Source organism: Chromobacterium phragmitis, assembly GCF_003325475.1.
Classification (GTDB): Bacteria; Pseudomonadota; Gammaproteobacteria; order Burkholderiales; family Chromobacteriaceae; genus Chromobacterium; species Chromobacterium phragmitis.
Genome location: NZ_CP029495.1, coordinates 3,198,891 through 3,224,993, shown reverse-complemented (window position 1 = coordinate 3,224,993; position 26,103 = coordinate 3,198,891). Strand labels below are relative to the sequence as shown.

General features: G+C 60.6%; 14 protein-coding genes, 2 tRNA genes and 3 rRNA genes. 7 read left to right on the top strand and 12 right to left on the bottom strand.

The annotated features are described in order from the left end of the window. Nucleotides 1–138: 138 nt before the first annotated feature. From coaBC to DK842_RS15275, 3 genes are read left to right on the top strand one after another with little or no spacing between them, the layout of a single operon-like run. Nucleotides 139–1,320, top strand: a complete 1,182-nt coding sequence (gene coaBC, locus DK842_RS15285; protein ID WP_114062210.1) for a bifunctional phosphopantothenoylcysteine decarboxylase/phosphopantothenate--cysteine ligase CoaBC — start codon at nucleotides 139–141, stop codon at nucleotides 1,318–1,320. A gap of 52 nt (nucleotides 1,321–1,372) precedes the next feature. Further along, nucleotides 1,373–1,825, top strand: a complete 453-nt coding sequence (dut, locus tag DK842_RS15280; protein WP_114062209.1) for a dUTP diphosphatase — start codon at nucleotides 1,373–1,375, stop codon at nucleotides 1,823–1,825. A 46-nt stretch (nucleotides 1,826–1,871) separates the two neighbouring features. Next, nucleotides 1,872–2,942, top strand: a complete 1,071-nt coding sequence (locus DK842_RS15275; protein WP_114062208.1) for a GGDEF domain-containing protein — start codon at nucleotides 1,872–1,874, stop codon at nucleotides 2,940–2,942. A 7-nt stretch (nucleotides 2,943–2,949) separates the two neighbouring features. On the opposite strand, the gene DK842_RS15270 is transcribed toward DK842_RS15275, so the two are convergent. Together DK842_RS15270 and DK842_RS15265 are read right to left on the bottom strand one after the other, a co-directional pair. Beyond that, the gene (locus tag DK842_RS15270; RefSeq protein WP_114062207.1) at nucleotides 2,950–4,650 is read right to left on the bottom strand and encodes a bifunctional metallophosphatase/5'-nucleotidase; all 1,701 of its coding nucleotides are present in this window, start codon (nucleotides 4,648–4,650) and stop codon (nucleotides 2,950–2,952) included. 219 nt (nucleotides 4,651–4,869) lie between these two features. Next, nucleotides 4,870–9,678 (bottom strand): NAD-glutamate dehydrogenase, encoded by a 4,809-nt coding sequence (locus DK842_RS15265; protein WP_114062206.1) that lies wholly within the window; start codon nucleotides 9,676–9,678, stop codon nucleotides 4,870–4,872. A 477-nt stretch (nucleotides 9,679–10,155) separates the two neighbouring features. Here DK842_RS15265 and DK842_RS15260 point away from each other — a divergent pair, with 477 nt between their 5' ends. From DK842_RS15260 to DK842_RS15245, 4 genes are all read left to right on the top strand, one after another. Further along, nucleotides 10,156–10,920, top strand: a complete 765-nt coding sequence (locus DK842_RS15260) for an ABC transporter substrate-binding protein (protein ID WP_114062205.1) — start codon at nucleotides 10,156–10,158, stop codon at nucleotides 10,918–10,920. 83 nt (nucleotides 10,921–11,003) lie between these two features. Further along, a complete protein-coding gene (locus DK842_RS15255) occupies nucleotides 11,004–11,693 on the top strand; it encodes an ABC transporter permease (protein WP_114062204.1) in 690 nt (229 codons plus the stop codon). 11 nt (nucleotides 11,694–11,704) lie between these two features. Further along, nucleotides 11,705–12,421, top strand: a complete 717-nt coding sequence (locus DK842_RS15250) for an ABC transporter permease (RefSeq protein ID WP_232538497.1) — start codon at nucleotides 11,705–11,707, stop codon at nucleotides 12,419–12,421. A 131-nt stretch (nucleotides 12,422–12,552) separates the two neighbouring features. Then, entirely contained in the window at nucleotides 12,553–13,560 is a 1,008-nt protein-coding gene (locus tag DK842_RS15245; protein ID WP_114062202.1) for a GlxA family transcriptional regulator, read from the top strand. A 3-nt stretch (nucleotides 13,561–13,563) separates the two neighbouring features. On the opposite strand, the gene DK842_RS15240 is transcribed toward DK842_RS15245, so the two are convergent. From DK842_RS15240 to DK842_RS15195, 10 genes are all read right to left on the bottom strand, one after another. Continuing rightward, nucleotides 13,564–15,876, bottom strand: a complete 2,313-nt coding sequence (locus DK842_RS15240) for an ATP-binding protein (protein WP_232538496.1) — start codon at nucleotides 15,874–15,876, stop codon at nucleotides 13,564–13,566. 217 nt (nucleotides 15,877–16,093) lie between these two features. Continuing rightward, nucleotides 16,094–16,208: ribosomal RNA gene (gene rrf, locus DK842_RS15235) — 5S ribosomal RNA — on the bottom strand. Nucleotides 16,209–16,333: 125 nt separating this feature from the next. Then, a 23S ribosomal RNA gene (locus DK842_RS15230) occupies nucleotides 16,334–19,223 on the bottom strand. A 255-nt stretch (nucleotides 19,224–19,478) separates the two neighbouring features. Further along, a tRNA-Ala gene (locus DK842_RS15225) sits at nucleotides 19,479–19,554 on the bottom strand. 86 nt (nucleotides 19,555–19,640) lie between these two features. After that, nucleotides 19,641–19,717: transfer RNA gene (locus tag DK842_RS15220), tRNA-Ile, on the bottom strand. 182 nt (nucleotides 19,718–19,899) lie between these two features. Next, nucleotides 19,900–21,437 (bottom strand): 16S ribosomal RNA (locus DK842_RS15215). Together the 16S, 23S and 5S rRNA genes with 2 tRNA genes alongside form the textbook arrangement of a ribosomal RNA operon. 430 nt (nucleotides 21,438–21,867) lie before the next feature. Beyond that, entirely contained in the window at nucleotides 21,868–24,180 is a 2,313-nt protein-coding gene (locus DK842_RS15210; RefSeq protein ID WP_114062201.1) for a Tex family protein, read from the bottom strand. Nucleotides 24,181–24,239: 59 nt separating this feature from the next. Continuing rightward, nucleotides 24,240–24,596 carry a SpoIIAA family protein gene (locus tag DK842_RS15205; protein WP_114062200.1) on the bottom strand — a complete coding sequence of 119 codons (357 nt, stop codon included), beginning with the start codon at nucleotides 24,594–24,596 and terminating at the stop codon, nucleotides 24,240–24,242. Beyond that, nucleotides 24,593–25,135 carry a ClbS/DfsB family four-helix bundle protein gene (locus DK842_RS15200; RefSeq protein ID WP_114062199.1) on the bottom strand — a complete coding sequence of 181 codons (543 nt, stop codon included), beginning with the start codon at nucleotides 25,133–25,135 and terminating at the stop codon, nucleotides 24,593–24,595. Before DK842_RS15200 ends, DK842_RS15205 begins: the two co-directional genes overlap by 4 nt. Nucleotides 25,136–25,170: 35 nt before the next feature. Next, nucleotides 25,171–26,019 carry a DMT family transporter gene (locus tag DK842_RS15195; RefSeq protein ID WP_114062198.1) on the bottom strand — a complete coding sequence of 283 codons (849 nt, stop codon included), beginning with the start codon at nucleotides 26,017–26,019 and terminating at the stop codon, nucleotides 25,171–25,173. Nucleotides 26,020–26,103: the final 84 nt, after the last annotated feature.

The window sequence follows — 26,103 nt, the reverse complement described above, 5'->3', positions numbered from 1 at the left end:
CATTGTTTGTGGGGTCCGGCCAACAAGATAGCAACAGGCAATGACATTAACATTGGCACAAACTGCGGACTTAGTGGCCACCCTAAAGGACAAATCCGCTAGAATGGCCAGTTTACGGTTGCTTTCGAACCCATAGAGATGACCGCCAAACGCATTCTCCTCGGCATCAGCGGCGGCATTGCCGCCTACAAATCCGCCGAACTGGCTCGGCAGCTGATCAAGGCCGGCCACGAGGTGGAGGTGGTGATGACTGAATCCGCCACCCGCTTCATCGCGCCCGCCACCTTCCAGGCGCTGACCGGCCACACCGTCTACACCGATCTGTGGGACCCGCGCCCCAGCAACGCGATGGCCCACATCGAGCTGTCCCGGCGCGCCGACGCGTTTTTGATCGCGCCGGCCACCGCCAACCTGCTGTTCAAGCTGGCGCACGGCGCCTGCGACGATCTGCTGTCCACCATGGCCGCCGCGCGGACCTGCCCGCTGATCGTGGCGCCGGCGATGAATCTGCAGATGTGGCAAAACCCGCCCAATCAGCGCAACATCGCCCAGCTGGAAGCGGACGGCGTAACCGTGTTCGGTCCCGGCAACGGCTTCCAGGCCTGCGGCGAGACCGGCGACGGCCGCATGCTGGAGCCGCACGAGATCGTCGAGCTGCTGCACGGTTTCTTCGCCGACAAGCTCTTGGCCGGCAAGAAAGTGCTGCTGACGGCCGGGCCCACCTATGAGGCCATCGACACGGTGCGCGGCATCACCAACATCAGCTCCGGCAAGATGGGTTACGCGCTGGCGCGCGCCTGCCGCGACGCCGGCGCGGAGGTGACGCTGGTCTCCGGCCCCACCGGCATGGACGCGCCGATGAACGTGCGCCGCATAGACGTGCAAAGCGCGCAGGAGATGCAGCAGGCGGTGCTGGCCGAAGTGGGCCGCAGCGACGTGTTCATCGCCGTCGCCGCCGTCGCCGACTACCGGGTGACGAACCGCAGCGAGCACAAAATCAAGAAAGGCGCGTCGGTCCCGACCATCGCGCTGGAAGAAAACCCGGACATCCTGGCGACAGTGGCATCGCTGCCCGCCGCGCCGTTCTGCGTCGGCTTCGCCGCCGAAAGCCAGAACCTGCTGGAATTCGCCGAAGCCAAGCGCAAACGCAAGAAGCTGCCGCTGCTGGCGGCCAACCTCGCCCAGCAGGCGATGGGCGCCGACGACAACCAGGTGGTGCTGCTGGACGACGCGGGCGAACACCCGCTGCCCGCCATGCCCAAAGCCGAGGTGGCCGCGGCCATCGTCCGCCACCTGGCCGCCCTGCTGACCCAACGCTGACAATTCACCATCCGGCGGCCCCGCGGCCGCCTACGCGACACAAGGAAACACCATGCAAGCCGTTATCGACGTCAAGATCCTGGACGCGCGTCTGCGCGACAATCTGCCCGCCTACGCCACCTCCGGCTCGGCCGGCCTGGATCTGCGCGCCGCCACCGAAGAAACGATGACCATCCTGCCGGGCGAAACCCAGCTGGTTCCGACCGGCGTCGCCATCCACCTGAAGAATCCGGGCCTGGCAGCCATGCTGCTGCCCCGCTCCGGCTTGGGCCACAAGCACGGCATCGTGCTGGGCAATCTGGTGGGCTTGATCGATTCCGACTATCAGGGCCAGATGTTCGTCTCGGTATGGAACCGCGGCCAGCAGCCGTTCAAACTGGAGCCGATGGAGCGCATCGCCCAGATGGTGATCGTGCCGGTGGTGCAGGTGGGCTTCAACATCGTCGACGACTTCGACGCCTCCGCCCGCGGCGTCGGCGGCTTCGGCAGCACCGGCCGCGGCTGAGACGGGCCCGCTGCCGGCGGGCGCTTGCCTATAATCGGGAGAAGCCATGGCGAGGCCGAGCCTGGCCAGCCAGCGCCAGGAGCCACCGATGATGATGCAGACGCCGCCGCCGGACCGGAACGAGAGCACTCTGATTCTGGATAATCTGGTCGAACTGACTTCGCAGCGCGAGCAGGAAATGCTGGAGTCCAGCCTGCTGTCCACGCTGGTGGAGGTGATGAATGTCGACCGGATCGAGCTTTTCGCCTGCCGCTGGATCAACAACGCGCCCTATATCCGGCGCCGGCTGGAAGCCCACGCCGGCCACGGCAAGCCCACCATCCGGGCCACGCCCTGCGATGGCTGGCTGCCGCCGCCGGTTTTTCTCTACAACCTGCTGAACCAGCTGGACGGCCTGGACCGGAGCGACGGCATCCACCGCATTCCCGGCGGCCTGTGCCTGCCCTTGCGCTGCATGGGCAACATCATCTCCCTGCTCTTCATCCACCACAGCAACGAGGCCAAAACCAACCGCTCGATGCTGAAAGCGATGGCGCGGATACACGAGAATTTCCTGCGCCTGCTGCTGGAGGCGGACCGGGACATGCTCACCGCGCTGAACAACCGCCGCAAATTCGACCAATACATCTACAGCCTGCTCACCTCGCTGCAGCAGCAAACGTCTCCTCCTCCCTACATCCTGGCCCTGCTCGACATCGACATGTTCAAGCACGTCAACGACCAGTACGGCCATATCGTGGGCGACGAAGTGCTGCTGCTGATGGCGCAGCTGATGCAGCAAAGCTTCCGCGAAGAAGACGGCTTGTTCCGCTACGGCGGGGAGGAGTTCGCGCTGCTGTTGCAAGGCTCCGACATCGAGCAGACCGAAATGGCGCTGGACCGCTTCCGCGCCACGGTATCCCGCTTCCCCTTCCCCCAGATCAAGGGCCTGACCATCAGCGTAGGCTATACCCTGGTAAACCCGATGCTGCTGCCCGGCCTGCTGGTGGAGCAAGCCGACCGGGCGCTCTACTACGCCAAGACCAACGGTCGCAATCAGGTTTGCAGCTACGAGCGGCTGGTGGCAGAAAACAAGCTGGAACCGCTGCGCGTAGACGGTCAGGTGGACCTGTTCTGACTCAAGCTCACGGCAGTTGGACGATGCGGCTCCCCGTCGGCACCGGCAGCCCCGGATGCGCGCCCAGATAACTCTCCAGCACGTCCACGTCCACTTTGCCGCCCACCCGGTTGACGCCCTCGGTCAACACGGTGAAACCGTCGCCTCCGCCGGCGATGAAATTGTTCACCTGCACCGTGTAGCTGGCTTTGGGATCGATCTTCACGCCGTTGATCGCGATGCTGTTGATGTCCACCTTGCTGCCGGCCGGCGCCGACTGGCTCCAGTTGTAGCTGAATCCGGACGATACCTGCAGGATCTTGGCCTGGCTCGGGTTGCTCCATTGCTGCTCCAGCAGGCGGTCGATCTGCTCGCCGGTCAGCGTCATCGTCATCATGGTGTTGCCGAACGGCTGTACCGTGTAGATCTGCTTGTAGGTGACATTGCCGCCCGCGTCGGGCGCCAGGTCGGCGCGGATGCCGCCCGGGTTCATGAAAGCGGCCACCGCGCCCTGGGCCTTGCCGGCCTCCAGCTGCGAATCGGCGATCACGTCGCCCAGCGTCGACTCCCCCGCCGCGCTGGCGGTTCGGGTCAAGGCGCCGGCCAGCGTGCCTACCGGTCGGTTGGCGATGGGCGCGGCCTTGTTCAGGTAGAACTGAACCAGGCTGCCGATATTGGCCAGCGGCGCGATGCCCTGGGTCACCGGCCGATTGACCGCCTGGATAGAGCCGGGCACGAAGCCGCGGGTCGCCGGGTCCAGCTTGAAATTGATCTCGGTGAACAGCTGGCCGTAATTCTTGGCGCTGGTGACGGTGCGGCCATCGATCTGGCAGTTGTAGGCCTGGTGGGTATGGCCGGTGACCACCAGCCCCACCGCCTTGTCCAGCTTCTTGACGATGTCGACGATGGGGCCGGAAATGCCCTTGCACTCGTTGTAGCTTCCGGTTTGATAGCCGCCCTCGTGCACCACCGCCACCACCGCGGCCACGCCCTGCGCCTTCAGCTTGGGAATCAGCGCGTTGACGGTGTCGGCCTCGTCTTTGAAGCTCAGCCCCTGGATGCCAGTGGGCGACACGATGTCGGGCGTGCCCTTCAGCGTCATGCCGATGAAGGCGACCGGAATATTGCCGTACTTTTTGATCTCGTAAGCCGGAAACAGCGTGCTGCCGTCCGCCTTCTGCACATTGGCCGCCAGAAACTTGAACTTGGCGCCGGCGAAGCTGCCGCCGTACTGGCAAGTGGTGTCGCCCGCTCCCGGCTTGCAGCCGCCGTTCTGCATCCGCAGCAGCTCGTCCTGGCCGTCGTCGAACTCGTGGTTGCCCACCGCGTTGATATCCAGACCCAGCAGGTTCATCGCCTCTATCGTCGGCTCGTCGTGGAACAAGCCCGACACCAAGGGGCTGGCTCCGATCAGGTCGCCGGCCGACACCACCACCGTGTTGGGCGACTGCGCGCGCAGCTGCTTGATCCAGGCCGCCAGATAATCCACGCCGCCGGCCGGCGTCTTGATGGTCTTGCCCGGATCATTGGGATCGGGAATCGCCAGCGTGCCCGGCGACTCCAGATTGCCGTGAAAATCATTGAAAGCGATCACCTTGACCGCCACCTGGCCCGGCTGCTGCTCATTGTTTCCCGCGCCGCGCGACGCGCTCACGGAAGAAGAGTCGGACATGCAGCCGCCCAGCGCCAGCGAGACGCTCAGGACCATGCCCAGCGGAATCCGTTTCATAGACTTGCTCCCTGTTTATTTTGACTCCGACGCCCACGCTGCCACGCCACGGCGTCGGGAGCGGCCAAGATACGCAAGTTGGATGACATTTCCGCTACAAAGCGGCGGCCTTGGGAAAATTAAAATCAAAACAGGCGACTCACAAACAAAAACGCCGCGAGGAACCCTCGCGGCGTCTGATATTCCGCCTAAAGACGGAAAGATTTCAAGCCGTCATCATCAAGCCAGCAGGTGGTTGTTCAGCTCGCGCATGCCGGCGGACAGCATCGCCAGATCCAGCGCGCTGAACGATTGCAGCTCGGCGAACATCTGGCCGCACACCTCGACGGCGGCGTGCTGCTTCTCCAGCCACTGCTGGGCGAAGGCCGCGGCGTCGCCATCCTGCAGCGCCTGCTTGGCCAGCTTGCGGTGCACGCGGTACAGATCGTCGCGCAGCGCGGAGCGGGCCAGCGACTGCCAGCGATTGTCGCGCGGCAGGCCGGTGATGGCGTCGCGCAGCCAATCCAGCTGCAGCGCGCTGCCCAGCTGGAAGTAGTTGGCGGCCAATTGCTCCAGCTTGAGCTTGCTGCCCTCGCCGATCTCGATGATGTCCATCAGCGGCACGGCGAACTCCAGACGCGCCAGCACCTGCGTCAGCGCCTTCGGCAGATTGGCGTGGGCGATGCGCGCCTCCAGCTCGGCCACCGCCGGATACTGCTCGGACGGAATCAGCTTCGGCAGCTGGGCCAGCAGGCTCTGCACCTTCGCCGCGTACTGTTCGATCACCGCGTTGACGGAGGCGAACGGACGCTTGTTTCGCAGCACCCAGCGGGTCACGCGCTCCACCAAGGTGCGCACCAGCACCATCAGCTGCATTTGCTGGTCGGCCGGCACCTTGTTGTCCAGCGCCTCAATCTGGCCCCACAGGCTTTCCGCGTCGAACACGCGGTTGGCGATCCACCAGGCGCGGGCGATGTCGGCCGCGGAGAACGGCGACTCCTCCTGCAGGCGGAACACGAAGGTGGTGCCCATGCGGTTGATGATCTGGTTGGCCAACTGGTTGGCGATGATCTCGCGGCGCAGCTGGTGCTGCTCCATCTGCTTGCCGAAGCGCTGCTGCAGCGGTTTCGGGAAGTAGTTGACCAGCACCGGCAGGAAGTCCTTGTCGTCCGGCACGTCGGTGGCCAGGATGGCCTGATCCAGAGAAATCTTGCTGTAGGCCAGCAACACCGCGATTTCCGGCACGGTCAGGCCCTGGCGGGCCAGACGGCGCTCGTTGATCTGGGTTTCGGACGGCAGGTACTCGATCTCGCGGTTCAGCTCGCCGGTCTTTTCCATATGCGAAATCATCCGCGCATGGGTGGACAGCATGGAGGCGGCTTCCAGGCGCTTGATCGCCAGCACCTGGGTCTGCAGCACGTTGTTGCGCAGCACCAGATGGCCCACCTCCTCGGTCATCTCGGCCAGCAACTCGTTGCGCTGCTTCAAGGTCATGTCGCCGGACTGCATCACCGCGCCCAGCAGGATCTTGATGTTGACCTCGTGGTCGGAGCAATCCACGCCGGCGGAGTTGTCGATGGCGTCGGTGGCGATGCGGCCGCCAGCCAGCGCGAACTCGACGCGGCCCAGCTGGGTGCATGTCAGGTTGCCGCCTTCGGCCACCACGCGGGCTTGCAGCTGGTTGCCGTTGACGCGCACCGGATCGCAGGCGCGGTCGCGGGCGTCGGCGTGGCTCTGCGTCGATGCCTTGACGTAGGTGCCGATGCCGCCGTTGTACAGCAGGTCGATCTTGGCCTTGAGGATCTCATGGATCAGCTCGTTCGGCGCCATGCTGTCCTTGCTGGTTTCCAGCCACGCCTTCACTTCCGGCGACAACGGGATGGACTTGGCGCTGCGCTCGAAAATGCCGCCGCCCTTGGAGATCAGCTCGCGGTTGTAGTCCGCCCAGCTGGAGCGCGGCAGATTGAACAGGCGCGCGCGCTCGGCGAAGCTCTTCTTCGCGTCCGGCGTCGGGTCCAGGAAGATATGCAGGTGGTTGAACGCGGCTTTCAGGCAGATGTGCTCGGACAACAGCATGCCGTTGCCGAACACGTCGCCGGCCATGTCGCCGATGCCGATCACGCTGAAATCCTGCTCCTGGGTGTTGACGCCCAGATGGCGGAAGTGGCGCTTCACCGACTCCCAGGCGCCGCGGGCGGTGATGCCCATGCCCTTGTGGTCGTAGCCGGCGGAGCCGCCGGAGGCGAAGGCGTCGCCCAGCCAGAAGCCGTAGGATTCGGAAATGCCGTTGGCGATGTCGGAGAAGGTGGCCGTGCCCTTGTCGGCAGCCACCACCAGGTACGGATCATCCGGATCCAGGCGGCGCACGTCCTTGGGCGGAATGATCTCGCCGGTCACCAGATTGTCGGTGACGTCCAGCAAGGCGGAAATGAAGATCTTGTAGCAGGCGATGCCCTCGGCCAGGAAGGCCTCGCGGTCGCTAGGCGCCGGCAGTTGCTTGCCGACGAAGCCGCCCTTGGAACCCATCGGCACGATCACCGAGTTCTTCACCATCTGCGCCTTGACCAGGCCCAGCACTTCGGTGCGGAAGTCCTCCATCCGGTCGGACCAGCGCAGGCCGCCCCGGGCGACCTTGGAGCCGCGCAGGTGCACGCCTTCCACGCGCGGGCTGTACACCCAGATTTCGAACATCGGCCGCGGCTGCGGCAGGAACGGAATCAGGTTGGATTCCAACTTGAACGAGATGTAGGACTTGAAGTGGCCGTCTTCCGCCTTCTGCCAGAAGTTGGTGCGGCGGGTAGCCAGGATCACGGCCAGGAAGCCGTTCAGGATGCGGTCTTCATCCAGGTTGGCCACGCCGTCCAGCATGCCGCGCACGGCGGCCAGCAGCAGCTCGGCCTTTTCCTCGGAGAAGCTCACCGGATCGAGACGCGCGTAGAACAGTTCGACCAGGCTGCGGGTGATGGCCGGGTAGTTGGCCACGCACTGCTCGATATAGGCCTGGCTGAAAGTCAGGCCGCCCTGGCGCAGGTACTTGGCCAGCGCGCGCACCAGCGAAATCTCGCGCCAATCCAGTCCGGCCACCAGCGCCAGACGATTGAAGCCGTCGTTCTCGCAGCGCTTGGCGAACGCCTGGGCCAGCAGCTCCTGGAAGTCCTGCTGCACCTGCTCCTGCGCCATCTGCTCGCCGAAACCGCCGACGTCGAGGCCGAAATCGCTGATCCACACCTGGCTGCCGTCATCGCGCTTCACGCAGTACGGATGCTCGTCGCGAACCTTGACGCCCATGTTTTCCAGAATCGGCAGGCTGGCGGACAAGCCCAGCGGCTCGCTCTCGCGGAACAGCTTGAGGTTGAACGACGCGCCGTCGCGGTGGAAGGGGCGGTACAGCTTCATCGCCAGCGGCTGCTCGGCGCAGATCGCCTGCAGGTGCTGGATGTCCAGCACCGCGTTGCGCACCGCGAATTCCTCGCGGTAAGCCACCGGGAAACCGTTCTTGTAGCGGTTGAACAGGCCGTTGCCCTGCTCTTCGCCATGGGCCTCCACCAGTTGCTGATGCAGCTCCTCGGTCCAGCCGCGCACCAGGCGGGCGATCTCGGCCTCAATGTCGGCCACGTGGAATTCGGGCAGTTTGGAAGCGTTGGTGCGGATGATGTAGTGCACTCGAGCCAGGGTGCCGTCGCCGATCTGCACGCTGAATTCGGCGCTATTGCCGTTGAAGGCGTTCATCAGCACCTTTTCGATCTTCAGCCGCACTTCGGTGCTGAAGCTGTCGCGCGGCACGTAGGCCAGGCTGCTGACGTAGCGGTGGTAACGGTCGGCGCGCACGAACAGGCGCACGCGCGGGCGCTCCTGCAGGCTGACGATGCCTTCGGCGATCGGCCCCAGCGCCTCGGCCGGAATCTCGAACAGCTCGTCGCGCGGGTAGCTTTCCAACACGAAGCCCAGGGTCTTGGCCTTGTAACTGTCGTCGACGAAATCGCAGCCGGACACCACCGACGCCACTTTCTGGCGCAGGATGGGCACGTCCTTGGGCGAAGCCTGGTAGGCGCTGGCGGTATAGAGGCCGAGGAAGCGTCGCTCGCCGATGACCTGGCCCTTGTCGTTAAAGCGCTTGATGCCGACAAAGTCGACATAGGCCGGGCGATGGATGATGGAGCGGGTCTGGGACTTGTTCAGGATGATCAGCTGCGGCAGGTGTGCCAGCTCGCGCAGCTCCTGCGGCAGCTGCTCGAAACTGTTGGAGTATTCCTTGCCGCCCTGATCCTTCAGGATGCCCAGGCCGGCGTCCTTGACGATGCGCAGGCTGTCCTTGCCGTCGCGCTTCACCAGATCGTAATCGCAATAGCCCATGAACAGGAAGTTTCGATCGGCCATCCACTCCAGGAAGGCCACCGCCTCCTTGGCCTCGGCGGCGCGCTCCCCCTTCAGCTTGGCCAGGTCCTTGCCGATGCCGGCCAGCACTTCGCGCATTTTCGGCTCGTCGCTTACCACCAGGCGGATGTCGGCCAGCACGCGCTTGAGTTCGGCCTCCAGCTTGGCCAGCAGCGCAGCGTCGCTGATGCGGTCGATCTGCACGTGGATGAAGGATTCCAGCGGCAGGCTGCGGTCCTCGGTGCGCTTCACCTCTTGCAGCGCGCCGCTCTTGTCGCGGCCGACCGCCAGCACCGGATGCACCAGAAGGTGCAGGTTCAGGTTGTAGCGCGACAGCAGCATGGAGATCGAGTCGATCAGGAACGGCATGTCGTCGTTCACCACTTCGATCACGGTGTGGGTGCTTTGCCAGCCGTCGCGTTCGAAATCGGGGTTGTAGATGCGGCACTTGACCTGTCCGGCAGAGCGTTTGCCGGCGAACTCGTAATGCGCCATCGCTGCGCCGAACAGATCGAGCGAGGAGAACTGCCGCAGGTCGGCGTGTTCGGTCTCTTCGAAGTAGATCGGGAAGAAGGCGGCGAGTCGTGGGGTCTCCTTGGTAGAAAGCTTGCTCTCGGCCACTGCCTGAATATCAGCGATCAGGCTGGCCAGTTCGGTCTTGTTGGTAAGCGACATTTAGCTTCTCTTGTTGTGAGCAGGGAGGTTGTCGGGGCATTGTAGATAGCGCCACCCCGGCCGGATTTCCTTAATGCGACATGGACTTATACAAAACGCGCGACCGCCATCCCATAGGCAACAACGCAGGCGCATAAGCCTCCGGAAAACCCAGCCGACACCTTACAGCAAAGCGACGGACAATTACACAAAGACAGCGGCAGCAGGCATTGTAGTTCATAGACGAATCAATATCTAAGCTATTGATTTTTATGATATTTCCATTTGTTCGCAAAAGTAAGGTAGAATGTGCGCACTTGCTTGCGGGGATTGACCAATCGCCGCGCTTATTGTTGGCTATCGCAAAAACCGTTGGTCAATTCAGAACACAAGACGGCCCGGATCGGAACATTAACGTTGCCTCCGGTGCGGGGTTTACAAGCCGGCCGCCAGCGCATCGCGCCGGACGGCCAACGAGAGAGAAGTAGAAGCAACATCATGAAAAAAGCCCTGATCGCAAGCGCCAGCCTCGCTCTGTTCGCCACCCTGTCCGCCCAGGCTGAAACCCTGCGCGTGGGCGTGGATCTCAACTACCCGCCGTTTTCCAAGCAAGGCGCCGACGGCAAGCCGCAAGGCTTCGACATCGATGTCGCCAACGCGCTGTGCGCGGCGATGAAAGTCACCTGCCAGATCGTCCCGCAAGACTGGGATGGCCTGATCCCTGCGCTGAACGCCAACAAGTTCGACGCCATCATCTCCTCGATGCAGATCACCCCGGAACGCCAGAAGGCGGTGGACTTCTCCCACAAGTACTACAACATCGCCAGCCGCATGGTGGCCAAGGACGGCACCAAGGTTGACCAGTCCAGCCTGAAGGGCAAGAAAATCGGCGTGCTGCGCGCCTCCACCCAGGAAAAGTTCGCCAAAGACTACTGGGGCAAGAGCGGCGCCGCCATCGTGCCCTATGCCAAGTCGCCGGAATCTTTCCTCGACCTGAAGTCCGGCCGCGTGGACGCCGTGTTCGTGGACAGCGCCGTGGGCGAACAGGAATTCCTGAAAACCGCCCAGGCAAAAGGCTACGCCTTCGTCGGCCCCAACTACTCCGACGTCAAGTATTTCGGCCCGGGCTGCGGCATCGCCGTCAAGAAGGGCAACAAGGCGCTGGTCGAGCGTCTGAACAAGGCCATCGACCAAATCCGCAAGGACGGCAGTTACAAAAAGGCGCAGGACAAGTACTTCAGCTTCGACATCTACGGCGGCTGAGCCTGAACTGACCCCACCCGACACGACGCCGGCGCGCACCTCTCGCGCCGGCGTCGCCGATTCCCTTTTCCCGAGATGGCTTCATGCTTCTGCAAGGCTACCTTCCCAGCATTCTTGAAGGCGGTGTGCTGACCCTGAAACTGGCCGGCACCGCGCTGGTCGTTTCCGTCGCGCTCGGCCTGGTCGGCGCGCTGTTCAAGTCCAGCCATTCGCGCCCGCTGACAATGCTGGCCGAATTCTATTCCACCGTGGTCCGCGGCATTCCGGACCTGGTGTGGATGTTCCTGCTGTTTTTCGGCGCCCAGATGGCGCTCAACGACATCTGCGATTTCCTGGGCTGGCAAAGCCCCGACATCGACCCCTTCATCGCTGGCGTGGCCACGCTGGGCTTCATCTTCGGCGCCTACATGACGGAAACTTTCCGCGGCGCGATGATGGCCGTCCACAAGGGCCAGATGGAGGCCGGCCTCGCCTATGGCATGTCGCCGCTGCGCGTATTCTTCCGCATCCAGCTGCCGCAAATGGTCCGCTACGCGCTGCCCAGCTTTTCCAACAACTGGCTGGTGCTGGTCAAATCGACGGCACTGGTGTCGGTGATCGGCCTCAATGACGTGATGTACCGCGCCGACGCCGCCAAATCCGCCACCCAACAGCCATTCGACGTCTACGTCGTCGTCGGCGCGCTATTCCTCGTCGTCACCGGCGTATCCAACCTGCTCCTCTACTGGCTGGAGAAACGCTACTCGATGGGCACCAAGGAGAGCGGATTGTGATCGACTTTCAATTGATTAGCGAAAGACTGCCTGAATTTCTCGGCGCCCGCGACGGCGGACCGATGCTGTCCAGCACCGACGGCCTGATCCTGACGCTGGAGCTGCTGGGCCTGTCCCTGCTGCTGGGCCTGGCCATGGCCGTCCCGCTGGCGGTGGCGCGCGTATCCGGCAACCGCGCGCTGTCGGGCGCCGTCTGGCTGTTCGGCTACGTGTTCCGCGGCACGCCGCTTCTGGTGCAGCTATTCATCATCTATTACGGCCTCGCCCAGTTCGACTGGGTTCGCGACAGCTGGGCCTGGGACTACCTGCAAAGCGCTTACATCTGCGCGATCCTGGCCTTCACGCTGAACACCGCCGCCTACACCACCGAGATCATCGCCGGCCAGATCCGCGCCACCCACTGGGGCGAGATCGAGGCCGCCCGCTCGGTGGGCATGAGCCGCTGGCTGATGTTGCGCCGCATCGTGCTGCCGTCGGCGCTGCGCCGCGCGCTGCCCGCATACAGCAACGAGGTGATCATGATGCTGCAGAGCACCGCCATCGCCGGCCTGGTGACGCTGGCGGACCTGACAGGCGTGGCTCGCCGCATCTACAGCGAAAGCTACATGCCGTTCGAACCCTTCCTCACCGCCGCGCTGATCTATCTGGCGCTGACCTTCGCCCTGGTCTGGCTGATGAAGCGCGCCGAACGCCGCTACCTGGCCTTCCTCGCGCCCCGAAAATCCTGAGTCGGCGTCGGGCGGCAACAATTTATGCCAGCCCGCCGAAATAAATCGTACAATGCAGGGCAAGATAACGCCGCCATGCCAGGCCTCCTGACATGGCGGCATTTTTGCCACCCGACACAGACATCCAAACCATGGGTCATCCGCCCCAATCCGGCAAAGCGCTGCGCTTTGGCTTCCTGCTCCTGCCCCACGCCTCGATGGCCGATTTCGCCAGCGCATCCGAGGTCTTGACGCATGCCAATCTACTGGCGGAAAAACGCCTGTACGAAACCCTGCTGCTGTCGCTGGACGGCGCGCCGGTGCAGCTGTCCAACGGCGTCAAGCTGAGCGTCGATCTGCCGCTGTCCTACGCGCCCAAGCTGGATTACCTGCTGATACTGGCCGACGAGATCGGCAATGATTTCGCGCTGGACGAGCTGAGCAAAGGCATCGCCGCCAGCAACACCGACAAGATCACGCTGGGCGGGATAGGCTGCGGCAGTTACTGGCTGGCCCGAGCCGGCCTGCTGGCCGGCCAGCGCGCCACCATCCACTGGCGCGAGATCGCGCGGCTGACCGAGGAGTTCGCCGACGTCATCGTCACATCCAATCTGTACGAGAGCGAAGGCCGCTATCTCAGCTGCGCCGGCGGCGCCGCCACCTTTGACTTCATGCTGGACCTGGTGGGCAAGCAGCAAGGCCACGAATTCATCGCCCAGTTGTCCGAGCTATTCAGCATGGAGCGGATCCGCCCCGGCAACGAGCGCCAGCGCATCCCGCTGGCCACCCGCATCGGCGGCAGCCAACCCAAGCTGACCGAGGCGGTCAGCCTGATGGAAGCCAATATCGAAGAACCGCTGTCCACCGATGACATCGCCTTCTACGTCGGCGTCTCCCGACGCCAGCTGGAGCGGCTGTTCAAGCAATACCTGGGCACCGTGCCGTCCAAATACTATCTGGAGCTGCGTCTCGGCCGCGCCCGCCAGCTGCTGCAGCAAACCAGCAAATCCATCGTGCAGATCGGACTGGCCTGCGGCTTCTCCAGCGGCCCGCACTTCTCCAGCACCTACCGCAACCACTTCAATATCACGCCGCGCGAAGAACGCGCTCAGCGCGCCCAGCCCGGGAGCCAACTCCGCTCGGCGGAGGTTCCGCGCTAAGCGTTAAATCAGCTGCCGCTCGGCCTGCAGCGCTAGCGGCAGCTCTATCCGGAAGCAAGCGCCGCTGGCCGGAATATTCTCCGCCGAAATCAGGCCCCCGTATTGTTCGACTATGGTCTGGCAGATGGACAAGCCAAGCCCCATCCCATGCGGTTTGGTGGAGAAAAAGGGGTGGAACAGCACCTCAAGCAGGTCCGGCGTGATGCCGCGGCCGGTATCCCGCACCTCCAATATCCCCTTCTTGCCTTCGCGCCTGGTATGCACGATCACATGCCGCTTCAATGGCGGCTCGTCCTTCAGCGCATCCATCGCATTGGACAACAGGTTCAATACCACCTGCTCCAGCTGGATGCTGTCAGCCATCACCGGAATCGAATAGCCGGACAGCAGCTGCACCACTTCGATGCCCCGCTCCTTCAGATCATACTCCGCCAGGAACATGCAATTGCCGACCACTTGGTTGACGTCAACCAGCCGCGTCTCTATCGCCCGCTTGCTGACAAGGGCGCGCAACCGCTTGATGATCTCTCCCGCCCGCCCGGCCTGCGCCACCGCCAGCTTCAACGCGGAATGCACTTGCGGCGGCGTCTCGTCCACGCCTTCCAGCATCTGCATCGCAGCCTGGCAGTAATTGGAAATCGCCGTCAACGGCTGATTCAATTCATGCGCGATGCCGGATGCCATCTCGCCCATCGTATGCAGCCTGGCGACATGCGACAGCTTCTCCAGATGCTCCTTCACCCGGGATTCGCTGGCCTCCAACGCCTCCGCCGTTCGCTGCCGCAACGGCCCCATGTCCCGCAGCGCGCACACCACGCCGATCAGTGCGCCATCTCGCGACAACAGCGGCGCAACGCCGCCCTCGACAAAATGCACCTTGCCACGCGCGGTAGTCAGTTGCATTCGCTCCGACAGCTCCACAGGCAGGCCTGTGCGGAAGCATTCGCTGATGGGATCCTCCGAAAATTCAGACGCCAGCTCGCCCAGCAAGCGAAACACCTCGTGACAAGGTTGGCCCAACACCTCCTCAGCGGGCATATCCACCAGACTGAGCGCCATAGGATTCGCCATTTCGATACAGCGGTCCTGCCGCAGAATCACCACCCCGTCATGGATCGCGTTCAACGTGACTGACGCTCGCTCGCTTTGCAGAAACAATTCCTCGTCGGCTAGGCTGCGCTGCCTGCGCAAGGCCATTCTCTGCGAGTAAATCAAACCTCCCGCCGCCAGCAACAGCGTCAACATCAGCTCTCGCAGCAACAAGGGAAACAAGGCCAAATCGCTGATACGGATGTCCTGGCCCACACCCAGCACGAAGGGTTGCGCCTCGCTGTTCAGCGGAAGACGAACTTCCAGACGCGTCACCACAGGCCACCAATCATGCTCGCCCACGCGGTGGACACGCTCATATAGCAACTCGTGCTCTCCGTCCCTGGATAGCAGCGCCAGGTCAAGGCTGCCCGACAAGCCTCCATCGGCCGGCAATTGCAATAGCCGATCACAAAAGACCACTAGCGCCACCATGCCCGACAATCGCTTCCTGCCGACTTCTCCTGCCACTCCTCGATACAAGGGCTGCAGCAGCATATAAGCTCGCCCGCCACCATCGTACAACTCGAACGGGCGTGAAGAGACCCTTTGCCCGCTCGCCAGCGCCCGCTTCAGGACTGGGGCGAAATAGCCATCGCCGAGCATATCGTAGCCATACACGGGACTGGAGGATGGGAGATCCGGCTCAATCATGGAAACGACCAAAGACTGAGGCCGTGCGGGAGCAGGTTGCCAACTCCGCTTTCCTGCCATGTCGAAGTCGCGGATATAGAAAGTCTCCCCGAAACGCAACTCCATCTCCGCCAAAAAAGCCGAGCGGTTTTCAGTTGTCACATTGCGAAGGAACTGAATAGCATACAGCTGCTGATAGCGGGGCAGCATCTCGCGTGAGAACGCCCCCACCGCCCCGGCATCGAACGACTCCCGAGACAGCAGCAAGGCATCGATGGCGGACAGCACCGACTCGTTCTGATCCAGCCTGCGCGCCACGCCGGCATAGGCCTGATGAGCGGCAAGCTCGAACCCATCTTGCAGCCGGCGGTACTCACCCACGCCCCACTGGATGGCGACCAGAAGCACGCAAGCGAACCAAACTGCGCCAAACAGCAGCCACTCGCCGCACTTGAATTTGCTCAAGACATCTGTCCCAGGGGTATATTCGACATTTTGAATAATATGTGCTGCATAAAATATCTGCCGCGCATTTTTGCAAAAATGTCTCACCTCTGCAATGAAACCAAGACAATAGACTTTCCAAGAATTCACAGTCTTAGATAGTCATTGCAATGGCATTAAACTAATTTAAATTTCTTAAAAATAATGTTTAGATGATATCTCCACCCAAAGAAAACCCGCGAAGAGGGCCGGCGACATCGGAAGGTTGGCGCAGAAACGAACGCGCCAATACAGAAGCCCCGGCTCATTGAGCCGGGGCCGCAAAGCACAAAGCCCAGCTCGATAGAGCTGGGCTTGTGTATGAGGCATCTGGCGGTGTCCTACTTTCACATGGCGAATGCCACACTATCATCGGCGCTAAGATGTTTCACGGTCCTGTTCGGGATGGGAAGGCGTGGGACCATCTCGCTATGGCCACCAGACATAAACTGGCACAAACTGAAAGAAGCCTGAACCAGAGATGTTCTCTGATTCTGAATATTCGGTATCTGATCGTGTCGCACACACTCTATCTTCGTCACTTAGCTCTCTAAGTCACTCAAATGATAGGATCAAGCCTCACGAGCAATTAGTATCGGTTAGCTTCACGCCTCACAGCGCTTCCACACCCGACCTATCAACGTCCTGGTCTCGAACGACTCTTCAGGGAGGTCAAGCCTCCAGGGAAGTCTCATCTTCAGGCAAGTTTCCCGCTTAGATGCTTTCAGCGGTTATCTCTTCCGAACTTAGCTACCCGGCAATGCGACTGGCGTCACAACCGGTACACCAGAGGTTCGTCCACTCCGGTCCTCTCGTACTAGGAGCAGCCCCCGTCAAACTTCCAACGCCCACTGCAGATAGGGACCAAACTGTCTCACGACGTTTTGAACCCAGCTCACGTACCACTTTAAATGGCGAACAGCCATACCCTTGGGACCGGCTACAGCCCCAGGATGTGATGAGCCGACATCGAGGTGCCAAACACCGCCGTCGATGTGAACTCTTGGGCGGTATCAGCCTGTTATCCCCGGAGTACCTTTTATCCGTTGAGCGATGGCCCTTCCATTCAGAACCACCGGATCACTATGTCCTGCTTTCGCACCTGCTCGACTTGTCGGTCTCGCAGTTAAGCTACCTTTTGCCATTGCACTATCAGCACGATTTCCGACCGTACCTAGGTAACCTTCGAACTCCTCCGTTACACTTTGGGAGGAGACCGCCCCAGTCAAACTGCCTACCATGCACTGTCCCCAATCCGGATCACGGACCAAGGTTAGAACCTCAAACACACCAGGGTGGTATTTCAAGGACGGCTCCACCAGAACTAGCGTCCTGGCTTCAAAGCCTCCCACCTATCCTACACAAGTCTGTTCAAAGTCCAATGCAAAGCTACAGTAAAGGTTCACGGGGTCTTTCCGTCTAGCAGCGGGGAGATTGCATCTTCACAAACACTTCAACTTCGCTGAGTCTCAGGAGGAGACAGTGTGGCCATCGTTACGCCATTCGTGCGGGTCGGAACTTACCCGACAAGGAATTTCGCTACCTTAGGACCGTTATAGTTACGGCCGCCGTTTACCGGGGCTTCGATCAAGAGCTTGCACCCCATCACTTAACCTTCCGGCACCGGGCAGGCGTCACACCGTATACGTCCACTTTCGTGTTGGCACAGTGCTGTGTTTTTGTTAAACAGTCGCAGCCACCGATTCTCTGCGACCTGTCAAAGCTTCATCCGCAAGGGACTACACCTCAACAGGCATACCTTCTCCCGAAGTTACGGTATCAATTTGCCGAGTTCCTTCTCCTGAGTTCTCTCAAGCGCCTTAGAATTCTCATCCTGCCCACCTGTGTCGGTTTGCGGTACGGTTCTTGTGTAGCTGAAGCTTAGTGGCTTTTCCTGGAAGCGTGGTATCAGTCACTTCAGGTCCGTAGACCCTCGTCATCACTTCTCGGCGTTAAAGAAGAGCGGATTTGCCTACCCTTCACGCCTACCGGCTTAAACAGACTATTCCAACAGTCTGATGACCTAACCTTCTCCGTCCCCACATCGCACTACACAAAAGTACGGGAATTTTAACCCGTTTCCCATCGACTACGCTTTTCAGCCTCGCCTTAGGGGCCGACTCACCCTACGCCGATGAACGTTGCGTAGGAAACCTTGGGCTTTCGGCGAGCGGGCTTTTCACCCGCTTTATCGCTACTCATGTCAGCATTCGCACTTCTGATATCTCCAGCATCCCTTACGAGACACCTTCACAGACCTACAGAACGCTCCCCTACCACGCACAGTAAACTGTGCATCCGCAGCTTCGGTTATCAGTTTGAGCCCCGTTACATCTTCCGCGCAGGACGACTCGACCAGTGAGCTATTACGCTTTCTTTAAATGATGGCTGCTTCTAAGCCAACATCCTGGCTGTCTAGGCCTTCCCACTTCGTTTACCACTTAACTGATCATTTGGGACCTTAGCTGGCGGTCTGGGTTGTTTCCCTCTTGACAATGGACGTTAGCACCCACTGTCTGTCTGCCAAGCTCGCACTTTCCGGTATTCAGAGTTTGCCATGGTTTGGTAAATCGCAATGACCCCCTAGCCATAACAGTGCTTTACCCCCGGAAGTGATACTTGACGCACTACCTAAATAGTTTTCGGGGAGAACCAGCTATCTCCGAGTTTGTTTAGCCTTTCACCCCTATCCACAGCTCATCCCCTAGTTTTGCAACACTAGTGGGTTCGGACCTCCAGTGCGTGTTACCGCACCTTCATCCTGGCCATGGATAGATCACTCGGTTTCGGGTCTACGCCCAGCAACTAAAGCGCCCTATTCGGACTCGGTTTCCCTACGCCTCCCCTATTCGGTTAAGCTTGCTACTGAACGTAAGTCGCTGACCCATTATACAAAAGGTACGCAGTCACGGAACAAGTCCGCTCCCACTGTTTGTATGCATCCGGTTTCAGGTTCTATTTCACTCCCCTCCCGGGGTTCTTTTCGCCTTTCCCTCACGGTACTGGTTCACTATCGGTCGATCATGAGTATTTAGCCTTGGAGGATGGTCCCCCCATCTTCAGACAGGATTTCTCGTGTCCCGCCCTACTTGTCGACTGCCTAGTTCTTGCGATGCGTTTTCGTGTACGGGGCTATCACCCACTATGGCGGTCCTTTCCATGAACCTTCCACTAACGCAACTCATAACACAGTCAGGCTGTTCCGCGTTCGCTCGCCACTACTTACGGAATCTCGGTTGATTTCTTTTCCTTCAGCTACTTAGATGTTTCAGTTCGCTGAGTTCGCCTCCTCTGACCTATGGATTCAGTCAGGGATCTCCTTGCGGAGGGGTTTCCCCATTCGGACATCGCGGGATCAAAGCTCTATTGCCAGCTCCCCCGCGCTTTTCGCAGGCTTACACGTCCTTCATCGCCTATGATCGCCAAGGCATCCACCAGATGCACTTAGTCGCTTGACCCTATCATTTCAGTAACCTAAATTACCGCAACAACAGAGAGTGTTTGTGCGACGACTGCACCGCCCCTTTTGATATGGCGACGCAGCCTTAGATACAATCAAATACCCAAGATGACGATTCATTCAACATGCAGAATTAACTCCATGTCGTTTGTCTTGCCGTCTTTATATATTCGGCTTCTTCAGTTTGTTAAAGATCGGGCGTTTATACAACGCAAACAGAATCCAACTCTTCCGAATTCGATTTTGTTTGCGATGGTGGAGGATGACGGGATCGAACCGACGACCCCCTGCTTGCAAAGCAGGTGCTCTCCCAACTGAGCTAATCCCCCTCTTTTTGGGTGATGCTGCGTTGCTCAGTCGCTCATGTGCATAAGCACATGCCGCTCCTTCGCGCCTTGCCTGACCCAAAAAATACTGGTGGGTCTGGTAGGACTCGAACCTACGACCCCTGCGTTATCAACACAGTGCTCTAACCAGCTGAGCTACAAACCCAGTAGTCGTTTGATACCACATCCTTTTCGATCAAAATCCAGCAGATCCAGGCGAAAGCTGACGACGTGTACATCGAGTACACGAGGAAGCTTTCAACGCAGAGCTGCGCCGATTTTCATCGAAAATGCCCTTAACTTGAATAACCGATAGGCTGTAAGTACTTGGCAATCGCCATTCTCTAGAAAGGAGGTGATCCAGCCGCAGGTTCCCCTACGGCTACCTTGTTACGACTTCACCCCAGTCATGAATCCCACCGTGGTAAGCGGCCTCCTTACGGTTAGCCTACCCACTTCTGGTGAAACTCACTCCCATGGTGTGACGGGCGGTGTGTACAAGACCCGGGAACGTATTCACCGCAGCATGCTGATCTGCGATTACTAGCGATTCCGACTTCACGCACTCGAGTTGCAGAGTGCGATCCGGACTACGATCGGTTTTCTGAGATTAGCTCCACCTCGCGGCTTGGCAACCCTCTGTACCGACCATTGTATGACGTGTGAAGCCCTGCTCATAAGGGCCATGAGGACTTGACGTCATCCCCACCTTCCTCCGGTTTGTCACCGGCAGTCTCATTAGAGTGCCCAACTTAATGATGGCAACTAATGACAAGGGTTGCGCTCGTTGCGGGACTTAACCCAACATCTCACGACACGAGCTGACGACAGCCATGCAGCACCTGTGTTACGGCTCCCTTTCGGGCACCAAGATATCTCTACCAAGTTCCGTACATGTCAAGAGCAGGTAAGGTTTTTCGCGTTGCATCGAATTAATCCACATCATCCACCGCTTGTGCGGGTCCCCGTCAATTCCTTTGAGTTTTAACCTTGCGGCCGTACTCCCCAGGCGGTCAACTTCACGCGTTAGCTACGCTACCAAGGATTCAAACCCCCAACAGCTAGTTGACATCGTTTAGGGCGTGGACTACCAGGGTATCTAATCCTGTTTGCTCCCCACGCTTTCGTGCATGAGCGTCAGTGTCATCCCAGGGGGCTGCCTTCGCCATCGGTATTCCTCCACATCTCTACGCATTTCACTGCTACACGTGGAATTCTACCCCCCTCTGACGCACTCTAGTCGTGCAGTCTCCAATGCCGTTCCCAGGTTGAGCCCGGGGCTTTCACATCAGACTTGCACAACCGCCTGCGCACGCTTTACGCCCAGTAATTCCGATTAACGCTTGCACCCTACGTATTACCGCGGCTGCTGGCACGTAGTTAGCCGGTGCTTATTCTTCAGGTACTGTCATCCCCGCCAGGTATTAACCAGCGGGATTTCCTCCCTGACAAAAGTCCTTTACAACCCGAAGGCCTTCTTCAGACACGCGGCATGGCTGGATCAGGCTTGCGCCCATTGTCCAAAATTCCCCACTGCTGCCTCCCGTAGGAGTCTGGGCCGTGTCTCAGTCCCAGTGTGGCGGATCATCCTCTCAGACCCGCTACTGATCGTCGCCTTGGTGGGCTCTTACCCCACCAACTAGCTAATCAGACATCGGCTGCTCGTATAACGCGAGGTCTTTCGATCCCCCGCTTTCCCCCTCAGGGCGTATGCGGTATTAATCCGGCTTTCGCCGAGCTATCCCCCATTACACGGTACATTCCGATGCATTACTCACCCGTTCGCCACTCGCCACCAGGAGCAAGCTCCCGTGCTGCCGTTCGACTTGCATGTGTAAAGCATGCCGCCAGCGTTCAATCTGAGCCAGGATCAAACTCTTCAGTTCAATCTCAAGCAAATTTTCTGGCACGCAAGTTCAAAGAAATAAACAAGTATCTCTTGTCTCTTGCAGTGCAAGTGTCGGCTTTCGCCAAGCACTTACACCTATCGGTTATTCGTTCTGTTAAAGAGCAGTGCCTTCGCTGCTTTCGTCACACCGGAGAACCGTTTCGTTTCCGCTGTTTCGTTCGCTGCGTCAGCTGAGGAGGCGAACTATACGCCCGGGCCCCGAACCCGTCAACACCTTTTGCGAGAAAAAACGAACTTTCTTCGACCCGCCCACGCAAGGCATTGATTTGCAAGAAAAGCAAAGAAGAGGGGATTTCACGCGCCCCGCAACCAGGCGCGCCCGCCCTGCCTCTCCACCTGACGAAAGGCTCAAAAACAAACAGGCCGGCGTTGCCGCCGGCCTGTCCAGACACTTCTATATAGACAAATCAGCCCTTGCGCAGCTTGGCGAAGGCGGCAGCCATCGCGGTATCGCCCTGCGGCGCCGATTGCTGGCCGCGAGACTGGCGAGGACGATTGTCGGAACGGCTGTCGCTGCGGTTGCCGCGGCTATTGCCGGAACCGACCTCGTCATCCAGGCGCATGGTCAACGCAATGCGCTTGCGCGCCACGTCCACTTCCAGCACTTTGACCTTGACCACGTCGCCGGCTTTGACCACCTTGCGCGGATCGTCGATGAACTTGTTGGACAGCGCCGAGATGTGGACCAGGCCGTCCTGGTGCACGCCGATGTCGACAAAGGCGCCGAAGTTGGCGACGTTGGTCACTACGCCCTCCAGCACCATCCCCGGCTGCAGATGCTTGATGTCCTCTACGCCGTCCTGGAAGGTGGCGGTCTTGAATTCCGGACGCGGATCGCGGCCCGGTTTGTCGAGTTCTTTCAAGATATCCATCACTGTCGGCAGGCCGAAGCGCTCGTCGGTGTAATCGGTGGCGCGCACCGACTTAAGGAAAGAAGAATCGCCGATCAGGGTCTTCACGTCGCGGCCGGCCTTGACCACGATCTTCTCCACCACCGGATAAGCCTCCGGGTGCACCGATGACGCATCCAACGGGTTGTCGCCGCCCGCGATGCGCAGGAAGCCAGCCGCCTGCTCGAAGGTCTTGTCGCCAAGCCGCGGCACTTTCAGCAGTTCCTTGCGGGTGCGGAAGGCACCGTTTTGGTCGCGGTAGGACACGATATTGGATGCCAAAGTCGCGTTGAGGCCGGAAATGCGGGTCAGCAACGGAACCGAGGCGGTGTTGACATCAACGCCCACCGCGTTCACACAATCCTCCACCACGCCGTCCAGCGCGCGCGCCAGCTGGCTCTGGTTGACATCGTGCTGGTACTGGCCGACGCCGATGGACTTGGGATCGATCTTCACCAGTTCGGCCAGCGGATCTTGCAGCCGGCGGGCGATAGACACCGCGCCGCGCAGCGACACGTCCATGTCCGGGAATTCCTTGGCCGCCAGTTCGGATGCCGAATACACCGAGGCGCCGGCTTCCGACACCACGATCTTGGTCATGCCCAATTGCGGGAAGGCCTTGATCAGGTCCTGGGCCAGCTTGTCGGTTTCGCGGCTGGCGGTGCCGTTGCCGATGGAAATCAGGTCCACCTTGTGGCGCACGCACAGCGCGCCGAGGATGGCGATGGACTTGTCCCATTCGCGGCGCGGCTCGTGCGGGTAGATGGCGGTGGCGTCCAGCACCTTGCCGGTATCGTCGACCACGGCCACTTTGCAGCCGGTGCGCAGGCCCGGGTCCAGGCCCAGCGTCGCGCGGCGGCCGGCCGGCGCTGCCAGCAGCAGATCATGCAGGTTGGCGGCGAAGACTTTGATCGCTTCGGCGTCGGCGGCGTCCTTCAAGCGCGACACCAGCTCCAGTTCCAACGACAGAAAAATCTTGGCGCGCCAGCACAGTCGCACGCCGTCCAGCAGCCATTTGTCGGCAGCGCGGCCGGCGTCCTTGACGCCGAAACGGGCGGCGATCAGTTGTTCATAGGCCGAGCGCTCGGTGATCGGCGTTTCGTCCGCTTGGTATTTCAGCGCGACAGTCAGCACGCCCTCGTTGCGGCCGCGCAAAAGCGCCAGCGCGCGGTGCGACGGAATGGCCTTGATAGGTTCGCGGTGGTCGAAATAATCGGAGAACTTGGCGCCTTCGGTTTCCTTGCCCGCCACCACAGCGGCGGCCAATTCGCCTTCGCTCCACAGTTTTTCGCGCAATTGGCCCAGCAACTCCGCGTCTTCGGCGAAGCGCTCGATCAGGATGGCGCGCGCGCCATCCAATGCCGCCTTGGCATCGGCGATGCCGGCTTCTGCATTCAGGAAGGTTTCGGCCAGCGCGTTCGGATCTTGCGACGGATCGGCCAGCAGGCTATCGGCCAGCGGCTCCAGGCCGGCTTCGCGGGCGATCTGCGCCTTGGTCCGGCGCTTGGGCTTGTAAGGGAGGTAAAGGTCTTCCAGCGTGGTCTTGTTGTCGCTGGCGTAAATGGCGGCTTCCAGCTCGGGGGTGAGCTTGCCTTGCTCGGCGATGCTCTTGAGGATGCTGTCACGGCGATCGTCCATCTCGCGCAAATACACCAGGCGCTCGGCCAGCGTTCGCAACTGGGTGTCGTCCAGACCGCCGGTGACTTCCTTGCGGTAACGGGCGATGAAGGGAACGGTGGCGCCGCCGTCGATCAGCTCGATGGTGGCGGCCACTTGGGATTCGCGGACGGCAAGCTCAGCCGCCAGGCGGCTGGAAAGGCTCTTCAGCATCGGTTTTTATTCTTTCGCGTCGAACAAAAACCGCTACTGTACCGCCATCCGCCGCAAAATCAAGCCGCGACCGGCCGCGCCAGCCAGGCCTGGGCTTCTTCCACCAGATCGAAATACTGGACATGGGTATGCGACAACAGGCCCGCGATATGGGTGGCCAGCTTGATCCAGACGTCGCCGACGACGATGGCCACGCGGCCCATCTTTTCCTCATGCGCGCGCATGAACTTGACCTCTTCCAAGGCCATGTCCAGCGTGAAGTCCTTCAGCTCGGACAGGTCCAGCAGCATGTCCGGTTTCTCGCGCTCCTCCAGCCGCTTGAGCACCGCCTGCTCCAGCAACTGGAAATCGGCCAGCGTAAATTCATTGAACAAGGCCACATCCAGGCCGTAATCCTGTTCTCGGATCGAAATCATTCGCCTTCTCCTTTTTCTTGAGCACTGATCGGCGCCAGGCCGCGCCGCAGCCAGGCCGCGATGCGGCCGCGGGCGTTGCGATACGGCGACGCGCTATTGAACTGTATCATCCTGCCGCGGGTCCATTTCCCGCACCAGCTTGCGCCATACAAATCGTCATCCGACAGACTCTCCACCAAACGGATCAACGCCTGATGGCGATCTTCCAGCAGCGCCCGCAATTGCGCCGCGCTCAGTCCGCGGTAATCAAGATAAAACTTTCCCGCCAACAAACCAAGCTGGTTCCAGCGATAGCCGGCCTCCGGGAAATCTATCGCCAGCCCCGCTGCCTCGCGCTCGTGCCATTTCAGCACCAGCGTGTTCCAACCTATCAAGTAGGACACCAGATCCGCCACGCTCATGCGGCTTCCCTTGGCATGCCCTTCCAACGATGGCTCGAAGAAATTTTCTCCAGCCACGCGATCCAGCGCCTTGCTCAATGCGGCGTACGAGACTCGCATCGCCGTCAGCAATTCATCCTTGTTTTGCGGAACAGCCATGGCGCCACCATCGACTAGATACCAATGGCATCATGCTAGCGCCTTCCCGCCAACATGCCGCTGACGATGATCAAACCCATCGCCAGCAGCGAGTCCGCCGTCAACGCATCGCCCCACACCAGCGCGCCCAGCAAGCAGGAAAACACCACGGTCAGATAGGACAGATTGGCCGCGGTCAGCTTGCGGCCCACCTTGTAAGCCCGGGTCATCGCCAGTTGCGCCAATGTAGCGGTGGCGCCCACGCCCAGCAGCAGCCAGGCGTTCTCCAGCGTGACCGGGCGCCAGCTGTCTAGCAGCATCAGCAACAGGCCGCCCAGGGTGGAGATCAGCGCGAAATAAAACACCACCCGCCACTCGGCCTCGCCCTGCCGTCCCAGCTCCCGCACATGCAGATAGGACCAGCCGGCCAGAAAGCCGGAAACCAGCCCCAACAGGCCAGCGAACCAGGCATCGCCGGACAGCGTGGGCTTGAGCAGGAGCACCACGCCGACAAAGCCCAGCCCCAGGCCCGCCATTGCCTGCCGCGGCAGCTTTTCCTTCAACAACACCACCGACAGCAGCGCCAGAAACATCGGCGAGGTATAAGTCAGCGTGGACGCTGTCGCCAGCGGCAAGTGGGCGATGGCGTAAAACGACATCAGCAACGAGGCATAACCGATCACGCCGCGCTGCAGGTGATAGCGCAGCAGGGGCGTGGCGAAGCGCTCCCGCCGCCACAAGGCCGCGCCGCCCAAGGCGAGCACGCCGATCAAGGTGCGCCAGAACACCAGCTCGGTGGACGAAAAATGCTCGGCGCCCAATTTGACAAATAATCCCATCAGCGAGAAGAAAACCGCCGCCACCACCATCCAGCCCGAACCGAGCCGCCACTGCTTGTACCGCATCCCATCACCTTCGCTTACTTAAAGCCGCCAACACCCACACGGATGCTGCGTTGCGCCAGCAGGCGGCACGCTTGCACCGCCTGC

Bases quoted from the DNA above. Each gene is read 5' to 3' on its own strand.
- DK842_RS15200 (WP_114062199.1), bottom strand. From the start codon at position 25,135: ATGGCTGTTCCGCAAAACAAGGATGAATTGCTGACGGCGATGCGAGTC.
- dut (WP_114062209.1), top strand. From the start codon at position 1,373: ATGCAAGCCGTTATCGACGTCAAGATCCTGGACGCGCGTCTGCGCGAC.
- DK842_RS15245 (WP_114062202.1), top strand. From the start codon at position 12,553: ATGGGTCATCCGCCCCAATCCGGCAAAGCGCTGCGCTTTGGCTTCCTG.
- DK842_RS15205 (WP_114062200.1), bottom strand. From the start codon at position 24,596: ATGATTTCGATCCGAGAACAGGATTACGGCCTGGATGTGGCCTTGTTC.
- DK842_RS15195 (WP_114062198.1), bottom strand. From the start codon at position 26,019: ATGCGGTACAAGCAGTGGCGGCTCGGTTCGGGCTGGATGGTGGTGGCG.
- DK842_RS15255 (WP_114062204.1), top strand. From the start codon at position 11,004: ATGCTTCTGCAAGGCTACCTTCCCAGCATTCTTGAAGGCGGTGTGCTG.
- DK842_RS15265 (WP_114062206.1), bottom strand. From the start codon at position 9,678: ATGTCGCTTACCAACAAGACCGAACTGGCCAGCCTGATCGCTGATATT.
- DK842_RS15270 (WP_114062207.1), bottom strand. From the start codon at position 4,650: ATGAAACGGATTCCGCTGGGCATGGTCCTGAGCGTCTCGCTGGCGCTG.
- coaBC (WP_114062210.1), top strand. From the start codon at position 139: ATGACCGCCAAACGCATTCTCCTCGGCATCAGCGGCGGCATTGCCGCC.
- DK842_RS15275 (WP_114062208.1), top strand. From the start codon at position 1,872: ATGGCGAGGCCGAGCCTGGCCAGCCAGCGCCAGGAGCCACCGATGATG.
- DK842_RS15210 (WP_114062201.1), bottom strand. From the start codon at position 24,180: ATGCTGAAGAGCCTTTCCAGCCGCCTGGCGGCTGAGCTTGCCGTCCGC.
- DK842_RS15260 (WP_114062205.1), top strand. From the start codon at position 10,156: ATGAAAAAAGCCCTGATCGCAAGCGCCAGCCTCGCTCTGTTCGCCACC.